Annotated in this window: 14 protein-coding genes; 5 read left to right on the forward strand and 9 right to left on the reverse strand. The window is 71.9% G+C overall.

Annotated elements, in window-relative coordinates:
• Positions 1–32: 32 nt before the first annotated feature.
• Together KGA65_RS16945 and KGA65_RS16950 are read left to right on the forward strand one after the other, a co-directional pair.
• Positions 33–671, forward strand: a complete 639-nt coding sequence (locus tag KGA65_RS16945) for a LysE family transporter (protein ID WP_225864304.1) — start codon at positions 33–35, stop codon at positions 669–671.
• 13 nt (positions 672–684) lie between these two features.
• Positions 685–954 (forward strand): hypothetical protein, encoded by a 270-nt coding sequence (locus KGA65_RS16950; protein WP_225864305.1) that lies wholly within the window; start codon positions 685–687, stop codon positions 952–954.
• Positions 955–966: 12 nt separating this feature from the next.
• On the opposite strand, the gene KGA65_RS16955 is transcribed toward KGA65_RS16950, so the two are convergent.
• The 4 genes from KGA65_RS16955 to KGA65_RS16970 all read right to left on the reverse strand — a co-directional run bounded on the left by KGA65_RS16955 (position 967) and on the right by KGA65_RS16970 (position 8009).
• Positions 967–2442 (reverse strand): efflux transporter outer membrane subunit, encoded by a 1476-nt coding sequence (locus KGA65_RS16955; RefSeq protein ID WP_225864306.1) that lies wholly within the window; start codon positions 2440–2442, stop codon positions 967–969.
• A gap of 19 nt (positions 2443–2461) precedes the next feature.
• Positions 2462–5710, reverse strand: a complete 3249-nt coding sequence (locus KGA65_RS16960) for an efflux RND transporter permease subunit (protein WP_225864307.1) — start codon at positions 5708–5710, stop codon at positions 2462–2464.
• Positions 5711–5763: 53 nt separating this feature from the next.
• Positions 5764–6993 (reverse strand): efflux RND transporter periplasmic adaptor subunit, encoded by a 1230-nt coding sequence (locus tag KGA65_RS16965; RefSeq protein WP_225864308.1) that lies wholly within the window; start codon positions 6991–6993, stop codon positions 5764–5766.
• A 122-nt stretch (positions 6994–7115) separates the two neighbouring features.
• Positions 7116–8009: an alpha/beta hydrolase fold domain-containing protein gene (locus KGA65_RS16970; RefSeq protein WP_225864309.1), complete on the reverse strand. Its 894-nt coding sequence runs from the start codon at positions 8007–8009 to the stop codon at positions 7116–7118.
• Between the two features lie 154 nt (positions 8010–8163).
• Here KGA65_RS16970 and KGA65_RS16975 point away from each other — a divergent pair, with 154 nt between their 5' ends.
• Positions 8164–9246 (forward strand): LysR family transcriptional regulator, encoded by a 1083-nt coding sequence (locus KGA65_RS16975; RefSeq protein ID WP_310740983.1) that lies wholly within the window; start codon positions 8164–8166, stop codon positions 9244–9246.
• A gap of 12 nt (positions 9247–9258) precedes the next feature.
• On the opposite strand, the gene arfB is transcribed toward KGA65_RS16975, so the two are convergent.
• The 4 genes from arfB to alr are packed head-to-tail and all read right to left on the reverse strand — an operon-like array spanning position 9259 to position 11993.
• Complete coding sequence (gene arfB, locus KGA65_RS16980) at positions 9259–9657, reverse strand: alternative ribosome rescue aminoacyl-tRNA hydrolase ArfB (protein ID WP_225864310.1); 399 nt, start codon at positions 9655–9657, stop codon at positions 9259–9261.
• Between the two features lie 7 nt (positions 9658–9664).
• Entirely contained in the window at positions 9665–10180 is a 516-nt protein-coding gene (locus KGA65_RS16985) for an acyl-CoA thioesterase (RefSeq protein WP_225864311.1), read from the reverse strand.
• Between the two features lie 46 nt (positions 10181–10226).
• Positions 10227–10871 (reverse strand): hypothetical protein, encoded by a 645-nt coding sequence (locus tag KGA65_RS16990; RefSeq protein WP_225864312.1) that lies wholly within the window; start codon positions 10869–10871, stop codon positions 10227–10229.
• 3 nt (positions 10872–10874) lie between these two features.
• On the reverse strand, positions 10875–11993 hold the full coding sequence (gene alr / locus KGA65_RS16995; protein ID WP_225864313.1) for an alanine racemase: 1119 nt from the start codon (positions 11991–11993) through the stop codon (positions 10875–10877).
• Between the two features lie 165 nt (positions 11994–12158).
• On the opposite strand from alr, the gene lplT reads away from it, so the two are divergent.
• Both lplT and KGA65_RS17005 read left to right on the forward strand, forming a co-directional pair.
• Complete coding sequence (lplT, locus tag KGA65_RS17000; RefSeq protein ID WP_225864314.1) at positions 12159–13436, forward strand: lysophospholipid transporter LplT; 1278 nt, start codon at positions 12159–12161, stop codon at positions 13434–13436.
• A 12-nt stretch (positions 13437–13448) separates the two neighbouring features.
• Positions 13449–14324, forward strand: coding sequence for a DMT family transporter (locus tag KGA65_RS17005; protein ID WP_225864315.1), 876 nt, complete (start codon positions 13449–13451; stop codon positions 14322–14324).
• On the opposite strand, the gene KGA65_RS17010 is transcribed toward KGA65_RS17005, so the two are convergent.
• On the reverse strand, positions 14314–15018 hold the full coding sequence (locus KGA65_RS17010) for a Crp/Fnr family transcriptional regulator (RefSeq protein ID WP_225864316.1): 705 nt from the start codon (positions 15016–15018) through the stop codon (positions 14314–14316). The genes KGA65_RS17005 and KGA65_RS17010 overlap by 11 nt on opposite strands.
• Positions 15019–15052 lie beyond the last annotated feature (34 nt).

Consider the following 15052-nt stretch of genomic DNA (forward strand, 5'->3'; position numbering starts at 1 on the left):
TGCCCGATGGGCCCGCAGAACCGACCCGCACCATGGACTTCTCGACCTGGCTCCCCTTCTTCCTGGCCACCGTGGCCATCAGCCTGTCGCCCGGCCCGGGCGCCATCGCCGCCATGGGCTCGGGCCTGAACCATGGCTTCCGCCAGGGTCAGCGCATCGCCTTCGGCCTGGCGCTGGGCGTCATCACCCAGCTGCTGGTGGTGGGCGTGGGCCTGGGCGCCCTGCTGGCCACCTCCGAGCGCGCCTTCGCGCTGGTCAAATGGGCCGGCGCGGCCTACCTGGTGTGGCTGGGCATCCAGGCCTGGCGCTCGCCGGCCAAGCCCATCGCCTCGGCCGACGCCGAAGCGGCCGAGGCTGGCGCGGGTCACACCCGCTCGCTGCTGCTGCGCGGCTGGACGGTCAACGCGCTCAACCCCAAGGGCACGGTCTTCCTGCTGGCGGTGATGCCGCAGTTCCTGGACACCAGCCGCCCGCTGGCCCTGCAGTACCTGGCCATCGGCGCCACCTTCGCGGTGGTGGAGTTCTGCGTGATGACCGGCTATGTGGGCCTGGCCAGCAAGGTGCTGGGCCTGCTGCGCAGCCCGCGCCAGATCCGCTGGATGAACCGCAGCTTCGGCAGCCTGTTCATCACCGCCGGCGTGGTGCTGGCCACCTTCAAACGCGCGGCCTGAGGCCGCGGCCGTCATGCTGTTCCGCCGCCAGGCCGCCAACCCCTACCGGCCCACCAGCCGCCGCCAGCGGCTGGTGATCATCGCCATCACCGCGGCCGTGGTGGTGACGCTGTGGATGCTGCTGATCGAGCGGCCGGGCTGGAAGGTCCAGCCCATCCCGGGCAGCCCGCTGGCCCCCTGCCGCACCGGCCAGACCACCGACTGCGTGGGCGGCCAGGCCAATGTGCTGCTGATCCCGGCCGGCACGGCACCGGGCGCCAGCGGGGCCTCCGCCGCCCGCTGACGCCAGGGTGGCTCAGGGCGCGGCGCTGGCCAGCGCGGTCGACACGGCCGGCGCCTCCCAGCCGCCGCCCAGCGCGCGGATCAGCGCCACCGTGGACTGGAACTGCGCGCCCTGCACCTGCACCGCCTGGCGCAGGCTGCGCAGCTCGCTGCGGCGGGCGTCCAGCAGGTCCAGCTGGCTGATCTGGCCGTTGCGGTAGCGGATGTCCGACAGCGCCGTGGCCCGCCGGGCCGAGGCCACGGCCTGGCCCAGCGCGTCGGCCTGGGCCTGCAGCAGCCCCAGGCCGCTGAGCTGGTCTTCCACCTCGCGCAGCGCGGTCAGCACCTGCTGGCGGTAGCCGGCCAGGGCGATCTGGGCCTCGCCCCCGGCGCGCTCTTCCTGGGCCTGGCGCTGGCCGCCGTCGAAGATCGGCATGGACAGCAGCGCACCAAGGGACCAGGCCCGGGCCGACCAGCGGAACACGTCGCCCAGGTCGGTGGAGGCATAGCCGCCGCTGGCGGTCAGGCTCAGGTCCGGCAGCCAGGCCGACTGCGCCACGCCCAGCCGGGCCTGGGCGGCCATCAGGCTGCGCTGGGCCGCGGCCACGTCGGGCCGGCGGGCCAGCATGGCGCTGGGCAGGCCGGCCGGCACCGCGGGCGGGCGGGCGCTGCCGTCCTGCGCGACGGCCGGCAGCGTGAAGCCGCTGGCCGATTCGCCCAGCAGCACGGCCAGAGCGTTCTCCTGCGCGGCGCGCTGGCGGTCCAGCGCCAGGGCGTCGGCCTCGGTGCTGGCCACCTCGGTGCGCAGGCGCTGCACGTCCAGCTCGCCCAGGTCGCCCGCGGCCAGCCGGCGCTCGGACAGGCGCAGGGTGTCGCGGTAGGCGTCCAGGGTCTCGCGCACCAGGCGGCGCTCGGCATCGCTCTCGCGCAGCGCGAAGTAGGCCTGCGCCACCTGGGCCTGCACCATCAGCCGGGTGCTCTGCAGCAGGGCCTCGCTGGCCTGGGCGTCCAGCGTCGCGGCCTGGCTGCCCAGGCCCAGGCGGCCGAACAGGTCGGTCTCCCAGGCCAGGTTGAGGCTGGGAGTGGCCAGATTGGTGACAGGCGCCGGGGTCACACCGGCGTTCTGGTTGGTGCCGCGGGCCACGCCCAGGCTGGCGCCCAGCTGCGGCAGGCGCCGGGCATCGGCCTCGCGCAGGCCGGCGCGGGCCTGCTGCAGCCGGGCCGCGGCCACCTGCAGGTCGGTGTTGCGGGCCTGGGCCCGCTGCATCAGATCGTCCAGCGCCGGGTCCTGGAAGACCGCCCACCAGGCGCCGCGCTCGGCACCGTCGGCCGGCGGCACCACCGCCCAGTGGCCTTCGGGGGCGGCGGCCGGTGTGCTCTTGTAGGCGGCCGGTGTGGCCGGCAGGGCGGACAGGTCCGGCGCCGGGGCGCTGGCGCAACCGGCCAGCACCAGGGCGGCCAGCAAGGGCGCCCACGCGAGGCGCACGGTGGGGGCAGAAGAAGACGTCATCGCGTGCTCCAGTTCAGGTTCAGTCATGCAGACCCCGCGGGGCGGCCGGGTGCGGCGGCAGGACCGCACCACCGGCAGGCATGTCGGGCTCCAGCAGGGGTTCCACGTCGTGCGGCACCACGCCGTGCTGCTTGAGCGGGCGGTTGCCCGCCAGGCGACGCAGCAGCACGTAGAACACCGGGGTCAGGAAGATGCCGAAGGCGGTCACGCCGATCATCCCGGCGAACACGGCCACCCCCATGGCGTGGCGCATCTCGGCACCGGCGCCGGTGGCCAGCACCAGGGGCAGCACGCCCATGATGAAGGCCATGGAGGTCATCAGGATGGGGCGCAGCCGCAGGCGGCTGGCCTCGATGGCGGCCTGCACGGGCGTGCGGCCAGCGAACTCCAGCTCGCGGGCGAACTCGACGATCAGGATCGCGTTCTTGGCGCTCAGCCCCACCAGCACCATCAGGCCGATCTGGGTGAAGACGTTGTTGTCACCCTGGGTGATCCACACGCCAGTCATCGCCGCCAGCAGGCTCATCGGCACGATCAGCAGGATGGCCAGCGGCAGGGTCAGGCTCTCGTACTGGGCGGCCAGCACCAGGAAGACCAGCAGGATGGCCAGCGGGAAGATCAGCGAGGCGGAGTTGCCAGCCAGGATCTCCTGGTAGGTCAGGTCGGTCCACTCGTAGGCGATGCCCGGGGGCAGCGTCTGGGCGGCGATGCGCTTGATGGCGTCCTGCGCCTGGCCGGACGAGTAGCCCGGGGCCGGGCCACCGTTGATGTCGGCGGTCAGGAAGCCGTTGTAGCGCATGGCCCGCTCCGGCCCGAAGGTGGGTTGCACCTTCAGCAGGGCCGACAGCGGCACCATCTCGCCGGTGCTGGCGCGCACCTTCAACGCACCCACGTCCTCCGGCCGGGCACGGTAGGCCGCGTCCGCCTGCACCCGCACCGAGTAGGTCCGGCCAAAGCGATTGAAGTCGTTGGCGTACAGGCTGCCCAGGTAGATCTGCAGGGTGTCGAAGATGTCGGTCACCGACACACCCAGCTGGCGCGCCTTGGTGCGGTCGATGTCGGCGTAGAGCTGCGGCACGTTGACCTGCCAGCTCGAGAACAGGCCAGCCAGTTCGGGCGTCTGGTAGGCCTTGGCCATGAAGGCCTTCTGCGCGGCGTCCAGCGCGTCATAGCCCAGCGAGGCGCGGTCTTCCAGCTGCAGCTTGAAGCCGCCGGTGGTGCCCAGGCCCTGCACCGGCGGGGGCGGGAACATGGCGATGAAGGCGTCCTGGATGCCGCCGAACTTCTGGTTGAGCGACTGCGCGATGGCACCGGCCGACAGCGACGGGTCCTTGCGCTGGTCGAAGTCCTTCAGTGCCACGAAGACGATGCCGGAGTTGGCGCTGTTGGTGAAGCCGTTGATCGACAGGCCGGGGAAGGTGATGGCGTGCTCCACGCCGGGCTGCTGCATCACGATCTGGTCCATGCGCCGGGTCACCGCCTCCGTGCGGTCCAGCGTGGCGCCGTCGGGCAGTTGGGCGAAGCCGATCAGGTACTGCTTGTCCTGCGCTGGCACGAAGCCCTTGGGCACGACCTGGAACAGGCCCACGGTCAGCAGCGCCAGCACGGCGTAGATGGTCAGCATCACCGCCTTGCGCGAGATGGCGCCGCGCACGCCGCCGCTGTAGCGCTCGGCGCCGCGGTGGAACAGGCGGTTGAAGCCGCGGAAGAAGCCACCCAGCACGCGGTCCATGCCGCGGGTGAGCCAGTCCTGCGGCTCGCCATGGCCCTTGAGCAGCAGCGCGGCCAGGGCGGGCGACAGGGTCAGCGAGTTGATGGCCGAGATCACCGTGGAGATGGCGATGGTCAGCGCGAACTGGCGGTAGAACTGCCCCGTCAGGCCGGTGATGAAGGCCAGCGGCACGAACACCGCCACCAGCACCAGGGCGATGGCGATGATGGGGCCCGAGACCTCGCGCATGGCCCGGTACGAAGCCTGGCGCGGCGTGAGGCCGCCCTCGATGTTGCGCTCCACGTTCTCGACCACCACGATGGCGTCGTCCACCACGATGCCGATGGCCAGCACCAGGCCGAACAGCGACAGCGCGTTGATCGAGAAGCCGAACAGCGCCATCACGCCGAAGGTGCCCACCACCGCCACCGGCACCGCCAGCAGCGGGATGATGGAGGCGCGCCAGGTCTGCAGGAACAGGATGACCACCAGCACCACCAGGGCGATGGCCTCCAGCAGGGTGTGCACCACCGACTCAATGGAGGCGCGCACGAACTGCGTGGGGTCGTAGACGATCTCGTACTTCACGCCGTCGGGCATGCTCTTCTGGATGTCGGCCATGGTGGCGCGCACCCCGTCGGAGATGGCGATGGCGTTGGAGCCCGGGGCCGCGAAGATGGGCACGGCCACCGCGTCCTTGCCGTCCAGCATGGAGCGCAGCGCGTAGTCGGCCGCGCCCAGCTCGATGCGGGCGATGTCGCGCAGGCGGGTCACCGCGCCGTCGCTGCCGGTGCGCACGACGATGTCGCCGAACTCGTCCTCGGTCTGCAGCCGGCCCTGGGCGTTGAGCGGCAGCTGCACGTCGATGCCCTGCAGGCCCGGCGAGGCGCCGACGATGCCGGCGGCGGCCTGCACGTTCTGCTCGCGGATGGCGGCCACCACGTCGCTGGCCGACAGGCCGTGGGCGGCCACCTTCTGCGGGTCCAGCCAGATGCGCATGGCGTAGTCGCCCGAGCCGAAGAGCTGCACGTCGCCCACGCCGGGCACGCGCGCCAGCCGGTCCTTGACATTGAGCACCGCGTAGTTGCGCAGGTAGGTCATGTCGTAGCGGCCGGTGGGCGACAGCAGGTGCACCACCATGGTCAGGTCCACCGAGGACTTGACGGTGGTGATGCCCAGGCGGCGCACCTCCTCGGGCAGGCGGGGCTCGGCCCGGGCCACGCGGTTCTGCACCAGCTGCTGGGCCTTGTCGGGGTCGGTGCCGAGCTTGAAGGTGACGGTCAGGGTCATCAGGCCGTCGGTGGTGGCCTGGCTGCTCATGTAGAGCATGCCCTCGACGCCGTTGATCTGCTCCTCAATGGGCGTGGCCACCGTCTCGGCGATCACCTTGGGGTTGGCGCCGGGGTAGTTGGCCCGCACGACGATGGAGGGCGGCACCACCTCGGGGTATTCCGAGATGGGCAGCCCGCGCACCGCGATCAGGCCGCCGAGGAAGATCAGCAGCGAGAGCACGCCGGCGAAGATCGGCCGGTCGATGAAGAACTTGGACAGGTTCATGGGGTGTCCTGGAAGGGGTTCAGGGGCGGGGTGGCAGCGTGGGAGCCCGGGGCTCAGGAGCGCTCACCCGCCTTCTTCTGGTTCTGGGCCTGCAACTCGCCCTTGGCGTCCATGGGCACCACTTGCGGCGCCACCTCGACACCGGGGCGCACTCGCTGCAGGCCGTTGACGACGATCTGCTCGCCGGCCTTCAGGCCCGAGGCCACCACGCGCAGGCCGTTGACCGCCGCCCCCAGCGTGACCTCGCGGTAGACCGTCTTGTGGTCGGCGCCCACCACCCAGACGTAGCGCTTGTTCTGGTCGGTGCCCACTGCACGCTCGTTGATCAGCAGCGCCGGCACCTTCTGGGCCTGGCCCAGCTGCAGCTGGGCGAACTGGCCCGGCATCAGCGCACCGTCGGCGTTGTCGAACACCGCGCGCAGGCGCACCGTGCCGCTCTGGGTGTTGACCTGGTTGTCCACCAGCTGCAGGGCGCCGGTGCGCTCGACACCGCCGCTGTCGCCGGTGCTCATGCGCACGGGGATCTGGCCGAGGCGCCCGCGCTGCCCGGCCCCGCCCGGCAGGCCGGCCAGGGCCTTGGCCACGGTGGATTCGTCGGCATCGAAGCTGGCGTAGATGGGGCTGACCGAGACCAGGGTGGTCAGCCCCGGCGCGCCCGGGCCGGCGGCCACCAGGTTGCCCACGGTGACCTCGCGCCGGCCCACGCGGCCGGACACCGGCGCGCGCACCACGGTGTAGCCGAGGTTCAGCTTGGCGGTCTGCAGCGCGGCCTGGGCGGCGCTGAGGTTGGCCTCGGCCTCGCGGGCGGCGTTGTCGCGCTCGTCCAGGTCACGCTGGGCGATGGCGTGGTCGTCCCACAGACGCTGGGCGCGCTCGCGCTCGCCGCGGGTGTAGTTGACCCGCGCCTGGGCGGCCAGCACCTGGGCATGGGCGCGGTCCACCTCGGCCTGGTAGGGCGCGGGGTCGATGGTGAACAGCGGGTCGCCGGCCTTGACCAGCGCGCCCTCGCGGAAGTGGCTGGCCAGCACGGTGCCGGAGACGCGGGCGCGCAGTTCCACATGGTCGATGGCCTCCAGCCGGCCGGAGAAGGCCGTCCAGGGCGCGACCGCCTGCTGCACCACGGCGGCCACCGAGACGGGCACCGCCGGCGCAGCAGCGGGCGCGCTCTCGGCGCCGGCTTTGTGGGTGACCAGCAGCGCGGCCGCCCCCAGCGCCAGCGCGGCGGTGATGGCCGTCAGCACGAACGGATGGGGACGGCGGGAATAGGTGGTGAAAAAGGACATGGTGGGCTCCTCGAAACGACGAACAGATGCGGGATAGGCAGAACGACAGGGCACAGCCAGCCCGGGCCACCCCAGGGGGCGGCCTCGGTCGGGCCTGGCAGGCCCGTCAAGAAGGGATCACGTCAGGCGGCGCTCGGGCCGGCCTCCGGTGCAGGACGTCCGGCGCAGCGCACCGCGCGCCGGACGGGGGGACAGCGGGCCAGGCCCTCGGCCAGAAAGGCCTGCAGCACCGGCCGCAGCTCGGCCACCCAGGGCGCCTGCAGGCAGCTCAGCCGGCTCAGCGCCTGCGGCCAGCCGGTGGGCCCGGCCAACCGGTGGGTCTGCACCGCCACGCCCGCGGCCTGCAGGGCGTGGGCATAGGCCAACCCCTCGTCGCGCAGCGGATCGTCCTCGCCCACCGCCACCAGGGCCGGGGCCACATGGGCCAGGCGCGCGGCATGCAGCGGTGCGGCATAGGGGTGGTCGCCCTGGCGTCCCAGGTAGGCCGCCCAGCCGCGGGCAATGGCGCAGTCGGCACAGCCCTGCCCCGCCTCGCGCAATGACGCGGTGGCCATGCAGGGGTCCAGCAGGGGCGAGAGCAGCACCTGTCCGGCCAGCGGCAGGCCCTGATCGCGCGCCCACAGGGCCAGGCCGGCGGCCAGGTTGGCGCCGGCCTCCTCGCCGGCCACCCACAGCGCCGTGCCGGCACCGGCCAGCCGGGTGCGCGCCCGGCGCAGCCAGCGCAGCAACGCCCCGGCCGCCTGCAGTGCGGCCGGGAAGGGCTGGGCCGGCGCCTTGGGGTAGTCCAGCGAGACCACCACCGCACCGCTCTGGGCCAGCAGGCGGGCGGTGGGCAGGCCGCTGTCCAGATCCCCATCGGTGAAGGCGCCGCCGGGCAGATGCAGCACCAGGGGCCGTCGGACCGCCGCCCCGCACCCGCCCACGGCCGCATGGATGCGCACCGCCAGCGGCGCATCCAGGCCGGCGTCGACCAGGGTGTCGCGCCAGGCGGCGGTGGGCAGGGTGAGGGCGTTCATGGGGTGGAGGGTGAGAGAAGGCGGATCGGTTTCAGCGTTGGGGTGAACGATAGGTGTTGCACCCGAAGAGATAAACCACCGCCACTCAGACACAGTTTTTCTGGAGATGAAACAATGCGGCGCATTCACCCACCCCACCGCAGGAGTCCCTCCGATGGACAAGCTCAGTGCCATGCAGGCCTTCGCCCGTGTCGTCGAGGCCGGCACCTTCACCAAGGCCGCCGATTCGCTGGGCCTGCCCAAGGCCGCCGTCACCCGGCTGATCCAGTCGCTGGAGGAGCAGCTGCAGATCCGCCTGCTCAACCGCACCACGCGGCGCGTCACCGTCACGCCCGATGGCGCCGCCTATTACGAGCGGGTCAGCCGCCTGCTCAACGACCTGGACGAGCTGGAAGGCTCGCTCAGCCATGCACGGGTCACGCCCAAGGGGCGCATCCGGGTGGATGTCTCGTCCTCGGTGGCGCGGCTGCTGCTGATCCCGGCGCTGCCGCAGTTCCACGCCCAGTACCCGGAGATCCAGATCGACCTGGGGGTGAGCGACCGGCCGGTGGACCTGGTGGGCGACAACGTGGACTGCGTGCTGCGCGCTGGCGAGATCACCGACCCCTCGCTGGTGGCGCGCCGGGTGGGGTTCTGGCGCTATGTCTGCGCCGCCTCGCCCGACTACCTGCGCCGCCACGGCCTGCCGCGGCACCCGCGCGAGCTGGAAACGGGCGAGCACAAGGTGGTGAGCTACTTCTCGGCCCGCACCGGCCGGCACTTCGCCTTCGATTTCCACCGCGACGGCGAACGCATCGAGGTGCAGGGCCGCTACCGCCTCTCGGTCAACGACGGCAATGCCTTCCTGACCGCGGCGCTGCACGGCCTGGGCATCGTGCAGATCCCCTACTTCACGCTGCGCCCGCACATGGACGCGGGCGAGCTGGTGCCGCTCTTGTGCGACTGGGATTCGGACCCGGTGCCGATGTACGTGGTCTACCCGCCCAACCGGCACCTGAGCACCAAGCTGCGCGTCTTCGTGGACTGGGTGGCCGCGCTGTTCTCCCGCCACACCGACGCCGAGGAACAGCTGCTGGCCGCCTGCTGCCTGGATGACGAGGGCAAGCCGCCGGCCAGCTGTCTGATGCTGGAGGCCTGGTACCAGCAGCTGGAGGCCGAGCACGCGGCCCACCTGGCGGCGGAGAGCGCCACCACCCAGGCCCTGGCGCCGCTGCGGCTGCCGACCCCCGCGCGCTGAAGCGCGCCGGGTTCAGAAATCCCCGCGCCGGCCGGCCTTGATGTCGCCTCGGCGCTTCTTGCCTTCCAGGCGGCGCTGCTGCGAGCCCCAGGTGGGGCGGGTGGCGCGGCGTTTCTTCGGCTCGTAGGCCGCGGCGTCCACCAGCGCCTGCAGGCGCGCCAGCGCATCGGCCTGGTTGAGCGGCAGGCTGCGGTGGTCCTGGGCCTTGATGGTGATGACGCCATCGCTGCCGATGCGCTGGTCCGGCCAGGCCCGCAGCCGGGCCTTCAACGCCTCGGGCAGCCGGCTGGCGCCGATGTCAAACCGCAGCTGGGCCGCGTTGGACACCTTGTTGACGTTCTGCCCGCCCGCGCCCTGGGCCCGGATGGCGGTGAACACCACCTCCTTCGGGTCGATGCGGGGCGCGTGCATCGCGGGCTCAGCCTTCCAGCGGATGGTCCGGCGGAGGCGGCGGGGCCTGGCGCACCTCGCGCTGGCGTTGCTCCATCTCGGAGCGCAGCTGGCGCCGCACCTTGGCATTGGCCCAGCGGCGGCGCTCCTCCTGCGTGGTGGGCTTGTGCGGCGGCACCGCCACCGGCTTGCCGTTGTCGTCCACCGCCACCATCGTGAAGAAGCAGCTGTTGGCGTGGCGCACCACCTGGCTGCGGATGTCCTCGGCCACCACCTTGATGCCGATCTCCATCGACGAGGTGCCGGTGTGGTTGACCGAGGCCAGGAAGGTGACCAGCTCGCCCACGTGGATGGGCTGGCGGAACATGACCTGGTCCACGCTGAGCGTGACGACATAGCGCCCCGCGTAGCGGCTGGCACAGGCATAGGCCACCTGGTCGAGGAACTTCAGGACGGTGCCACCGTGCACATTGCCACTGAAGTTGGCCATGTCGGGGGTCATCAGCACCGTCATCGAAAGCTGGTGCGAAGGCAGATGTTCCATGGAATCAGAAACCGTTGACGAAAACCACAAAGAAGAAGACGGCCGCTCAGCCCCGCGGCAGCGGCCGGGCCGGCGGCAGCCAGACGGGCTGGCCCTGCGCATCGAGTTGCAAGACCCGCACCCGTTCGCGCCCGCCGTCGAGCAGCAGGTCCACCGTGTCGCGGCCGTGCATGGCGCTCAAGCGGGCCCAGAGGGCCGCGTCCGCCGCTGACGGCGGCGGCGGTGCCTCGGGCAGCAGCCGCCAGTGCCCGGCCTTGCCACGCAGCTCGACCCGGCCCGCGGGGTAGTGCCACCAGCGGTTCTGCGCGGCCTGGCCCTCGCGCCAGCGCACCGACAAGGTCAGCCCGGCCACCGGCCACTCGCCGATCTGGACCTGCAGCAGGGCATCCTCCACCCCCTCCAGCGGCAGCACGCGCAGCGGCCGCGGCTGGCCGGAGGCCAGGTCCACCAGCCAAGGCTGCAGACGGATGTCGGTCAGGGTCTGCCGCGGGCCGGTCGCACTGGTGAGGTCCGGCCAGCGGGCTTCGCGCAGCGAGGCCTGCGCCACGACCACCCACAGCACCGGCGGACGGGGCGTGCCCACCGCGGCGCTGACGATCCAGCGGGGATGCGCCACCTCGCGACTGCAGGCGCCCAGCCCGCCCACCACACCGGCCAGGGGAGCCGAGATGAGCAGCGCCCGGCGTCGCATGCCTCAGGCGGGTTCGCCCGCCACCTGCACCGGCACCCGCGGGGCGACGGCGCACATCAGTTCATAGCCCAGCGTGCCGGCCGAACGGGCCACCTCGTCGATGGACAGCAGGCTGCCCTGCGGGCCGTGGCCCCACAGCGTCACCTCACTGCCGATGCCGGCCTGGGGCACCGGGGTCAGGTCCACCTCCAGCATGTCCATCGACACCCGGCCGACGGTGCGGGTGCGCACGCCGTCCACCAGGATGGGCGTGCCGGTGGGCGCCACGCGAGGGTAGCCGTCGGCATAGCCGCAGGCCACCACGCCGATGCGCATCGGCTGCTCGGCCACGAACAGGCTGCCGTAGCCCACGCTGTCGCCGGGCTGCAGGTTCTGGGTGGCGATCAGCTTGCTGCGCAGCGTCATCGCCGGCTGCAGGCCCCATTGCTCGGCCGTGTGTTCGGGGAAGTCCGGCGAGCTGCCATACAGCAGGATGCCGGCGCGGATCCAGTCGGCGCGCACGCCGGCCTCGGCCAGATGGCGCAGCGTGGCCGCGCTGTTGGCCAGGCAGCGCTCGCCCGGCAGGTCGTGCGTGGCGGCGTTGAAGGCGGCCATCTGGTGGGCGATGCCGTTCTTGCCGAAGCGGTCGGCGTCGGCGTCGGAGAAGTGGGTGATCAGCGAGATCTCCTCCACCTGCGGCAGCGCGTTCAACCGGGCCCAGGCGCCGCGCACGGCCGCGCCGGTGAAGCCCAGGCGGTTCATGCCGGAGTTCACCTTCAGGAAGACATGGTGGGGCTGGTGCGTCTTGTGCGCGGCCAGCCAGTCGATCTGCTGTTCGCAGTGCACCACATGGGCGATGTTCAGGCGCGAGCAGGTTTCCAGGTCGCGCGGCTCGAAGCAGCCTTCGAGCAGCACGATCGGGCCACGCCAGCCCAGGGCGCGCAGGCGCTCGGCCTCGGCCAGATCCAGCAGGGCGAAGCCATCGGCTCCGCGCAGCGCGTCGAACACGCGCTCAATGCCATGCCCGTAGGCATTGGCCTTGACGACGGCCCAGACCCGGCTGTCAGGGGACTGGGCGCGGGCCCGAGTCAGGTTGTGGCGAACGGCATCGACATGGATCAGGGCTTCAATCGGACGGGGCATGATGACGAGGTTTCCTCTCAACCGGGATTGTGCCAGCCGGGGCGATGCCCTGCCCGCACACCCCGCGCATGCTATAAACCCGCTCGCTTTGCCAAGAGGCCTTGCGTGTCCGGCCCAGCCGCTGCCCCGTGCAGCGCCCGGCCTGCCGCAGTGCCTCGCCCCAGCATGAAAAAAGGTTTTTTCACCATCATGTCAGCGCAGTTCTTCAGCTCGCTGGCAGACAACGCATTGCTGGTCGGCGCGATCGAACTGCTCAAGTCCTCCGGTGCACCGGCCTGGCAGATCCCAGCGCTGACGCCGATGTTTGCGTTGTTCTACGTGATCCTCGCCCCCCTGGTCGGCGCCTTCGCCGACGCGGTCCCCAAGGGCAAGGTCATGCTGTATTCCAACGGCATCAAGGCCATCGGCTGCCTGCTGATGCTGTTCGGCGGCCACCCGCTGCTGGCCTACGCCATCGTCGGCCTGGGCGCGGCGGCCTACTCGCCGGCCAAGTACGGCATCCTCACCGAGCTGCTGCCGCCCTCGCAGCTGGTCAAGGCCAACGGCTGGATCGAAGGCCTGACCATCGCCTCCATCATCCTGGGCGTGCTGCTGGGCGGCCAGTTGGTGGGCCCGCGGCTGTCGCCGCTGCTGCTGGGCATCGACGTGCCGCTGCTCGACACCGGCGTGGACACCCCGGCCGAGGCGGCCATCGCCACGATGATCGTGCTGTACCTGATCGCCGCGGCCTTCAACCTGAAGATCCCCCGCACCGAGGCCCCGCTGCAGCCGCTGTCGTCCAGCGTGCTGGAACTGGTGCGCGACTTCGGGCAGTGCAACACCCGGCTCTGGAAGGACAAGCTCGGCCAGATCTCGCTGGCCACCACCACGCTGTTCTGGGGCGTCTCGGGCAACCTGCGGGTGATCGTGTTCGCCTGGGCGGCGGCCGCGCTGGGCTACAGCACCACCCAGGCCTCCAGCCTGGTCGGGGTGGTGGCCATCGGCACCGCCGCCGGCGCAGTGATCGCCTCCATCTTCATGCGGCTGGACCGGGCCACCAACGTGCTGCCGCTGGGCATCGGCATGGGCATCCTGGTGGTGGGGCTGAACGGGGTGCACCAGGTCTGGCTGGCCGTGCCCTTTCTGATCGTGCTGGGCGCGCTGGGCGGCTACCTGGTGGTGCCGATGAACGCGCTGCTGCAGCACCGCGGCCACAACCTGATGGGCGCCGGCCGCTCGATCGCGGTGCAGAACTTCAACGAACAGACCTGCATCCTGGCCCTGGGCGCCATCTACACCGGCATGACCCGCGTCGGCCTGTCGGCCTTCACCGCCATCGGGGTGTTCGGCCTGGGCGTGGCCGGGCTGATGTGGCTGATCCGCCGCTGGCACCGCCGCAACTGCGTGGTGCACAAAGCCGAAGTCGAGCACCTGCTGGCCATCGCGCGCAGCGACTGCCACTGAACGGGCCCGCCGATGACGGACACCCGTTTCCACGCGGGCCGCGGCCCCGTGCTCGCGCTGCTGGCCAACGCCATGGTCTGGGGCATCAGCTGGTGGCCGCTGCGCCAGCTGCAGGCCCTGGGTCTGCACCCGCTGTGGGCCACCGCCCTCATCTTCGGCCTGTGCGCCACGCTGATCAGCCTGCGCTGGCGCGGCGCCTGGCCAGCCCTGCTGCGCCGCCCGCTGCTGTGGGGCATCGCGGTCGCCGCCGGCATCAACAACGCCTGTTTCAACTGGGGCGTGACCGAGGGCGACGTGGTCAAGGTGGTGCTGCTGTTCTACCTGATGCCGCTGTGGACGGTGCTGCTGGCGCGCTGGGTGCTGCACGAACACGTCAGCCCCGAGGGGCTGGTGCGGGTGGCCCTGTCGGTCGGCGGTGCGGTGCTGGTGCTGTGGCCCCAGCAAGGCCGCAGCCTGCTGGAAGGCACGCGGCCGGTGGACCTGCTGGGCCTGCTGGCGGGCTTCTTCTTCGCGGTGAACAACATCCTGCTGCGCAAGGCCAATGACCGCGACAGCGGCGCGCCCGGGCTGGCCATGTTCCTTGGCGGGCTGGCCGTGGCCCTGCCACTGGCGCTCAGCCTGCCGGACGTGCCCCGCCCGCCCGCCCTGGCGCCGGGCTGGCTGGCCGGCTGCGCCGCGCTGGCCGGGGTCTATGTGGTCAGCAACGTGGCCCTGCAGTACGCGGCCACCCGCATGCCGGCCAATGCCACCTCGGTGTTGATGATCACCGAGGTGCTGTGGGCCTCGGCCTCGGCCCTGCTGCTGGGCGCCGGCACGCTGACGCCGGCGCTGGCCCTGGGCGGCGCGCTGATCCTGGGCTCGGCCCTGCTGGCGGCCCTCAGGCCTTGAGGCCGGTGCCGGCCCGGCCCTCGGGCGGCAGCCACAGCCCGCCATAGGCCCGGCGCAGGCGCCCCTGCGCCACCAGCGTGCCCAGCAGGCTGTTGACGGTCTGGCGCGACAGGCCGGCCAGCGCCGCCAGCTCCGCCTGGGTGGCGCGCAGGCGCTGCCAGCCCTCGGCGTCGCGCTCCCGGCCAGGCTGCTCGCGCCGCATCTGGTCCAGCGCCAGCGTCAGCCGGTCCATGGCGCCGTGGTGGCGGGCCGCCGCCAGCTGGCGCATCGTCGCATCGTGCCGGCGGGCGAACTCGGCCATCAGCGCGCGGGCAAAGCCGGGCACGCCGTCCATCAGCAGCGCGTACGCCGCCGGCCCCAGCACCAGCAGGCGGCTGGGCCGGGTGGTGATGGCCTCGTAGGTGGCCGGCAGGCCGCTGGCAAACGAGGCCAGGCCGAACAGCTGCATCGGCTGCGTGTGCTCCACCACCGAAACCGCGCCATCCACCGTGCCCAGGCGGATCTCCACCTCGCCGGCCAGCACCCCGAACAGGGCCGGCGTGGGCGCGCCCTGGGCAAACACCACCGCATGCGCCGGCAGCCGCCGCACCTGCACCCGGGGCAGCAGCGCCCGCAGCGTGGCCGCGGGCCAGGGCAGCTGCGGAAACTGGTGGGCCAGCAGCAGCGAAAGATCGGTCAGCGCATCGGCAGCCATGGACCCAATTGTCGTCTGCCCGACATTTTCAGGC

The sequence above is a fragment of the Ideonella benzenivorans genome (assembly GCF_020387415.1).
GTDB classification, from domain to species: Bacteria; Pseudomonadota; Gammaproteobacteria; order Burkholderiales; family Burkholderiaceae_C; genus Ideonella; species Ideonella benzenivorans.

Bases quoted from the DNA above. Each gene is read 5' to 3' on its own strand.
- KGA65_RS16945 (WP_225864304.1), top strand. From the start codon at position 33: ATGGACTTCTCGACCTGGCTCCCCTTCTTCCTGGCCACCGTGGCCATC.
- KGA65_RS16950 (WP_225864305.1), top strand. From the start codon at position 685: ATGCTGTTCCGCCGCCAGGCCGCCAACCCCTACCGGCCCACCAGCCGC.
- KGA65_RS16955 (WP_225864306.1), bottom strand. From the start codon at position 2,442: ATGACGTCTTCTTCTGCCCCCACCGTGCGCCTCGCGTGGGCGCCCTTG.
- KGA65_RS16960 (WP_225864307.1), bottom strand. From the start codon at position 5,710: ATGAACCTGTCCAAGTTCTTCATCGACCGGCCGATCTTCGCCGGCGTG.
- KGA65_RS16965 (WP_225864308.1), bottom strand. From the start codon at position 6,993: ATGTCCTTTTTCACCACCTATTCCCGCCGTCCCCATCCGTTCGTGCTG.
- KGA65_RS16970 (WP_225864309.1), bottom strand. From the start codon at position 8,009: ATGAACGCCCTCACCCTGCCCACCGCCGCCTGGCGCGACACCCTGGTC.
- KGA65_RS16975 (WP_310740983.1), top strand. From the start codon at position 8,164: ATGGACAAGCTCAGTGCCATGCAGGCCTTCGCCCGTGTCGTCGAGGCC.
- arfB (WP_225864310.1), bottom strand. From the start codon at position 9,657: ATGCACGCGCCCCGCATCGACCCGAAGGAGGTGGTGTTCACCGCCATC.
- KGA65_RS16985 (WP_225864311.1), bottom strand. From the start codon at position 10,180: ATGGAACATCTGCCTTCGCACCAGCTTTCGATGACGGTGCTGATGACC.
- KGA65_RS16990 (WP_225864312.1), bottom strand. From the start codon at position 10,871: ATGCGACGCCGGGCGCTGCTCATCTCGGCTCCCCTGGCCGGTGTGGTG.
- alr (WP_225864313.1), bottom strand. From the start codon at position 11,993: ATGCCCCGTCCGATTGAAGCCCTGATCCATGTCGATGCCGTTCGCCAC.
- lplT (WP_225864314.1), top strand. From the start codon at position 12,159: ATGAAAAAAGGTTTTTTCACCATCATGTCAGCGCAGTTCTTCAGCTCG.
- KGA65_RS17005 (WP_225864315.1), top strand. From the start codon at position 13,449: ATGACGGACACCCGTTTCCACGCGGGCCGCGGCCCCGTGCTCGCGCTG.
- KGA65_RS17010 (WP_225864316.1), bottom strand. From the start codon at position 15,018: ATGGCTGCCGATGCGCTGACCGATCTTTCGCTGCTGCTGGCCCACCAG.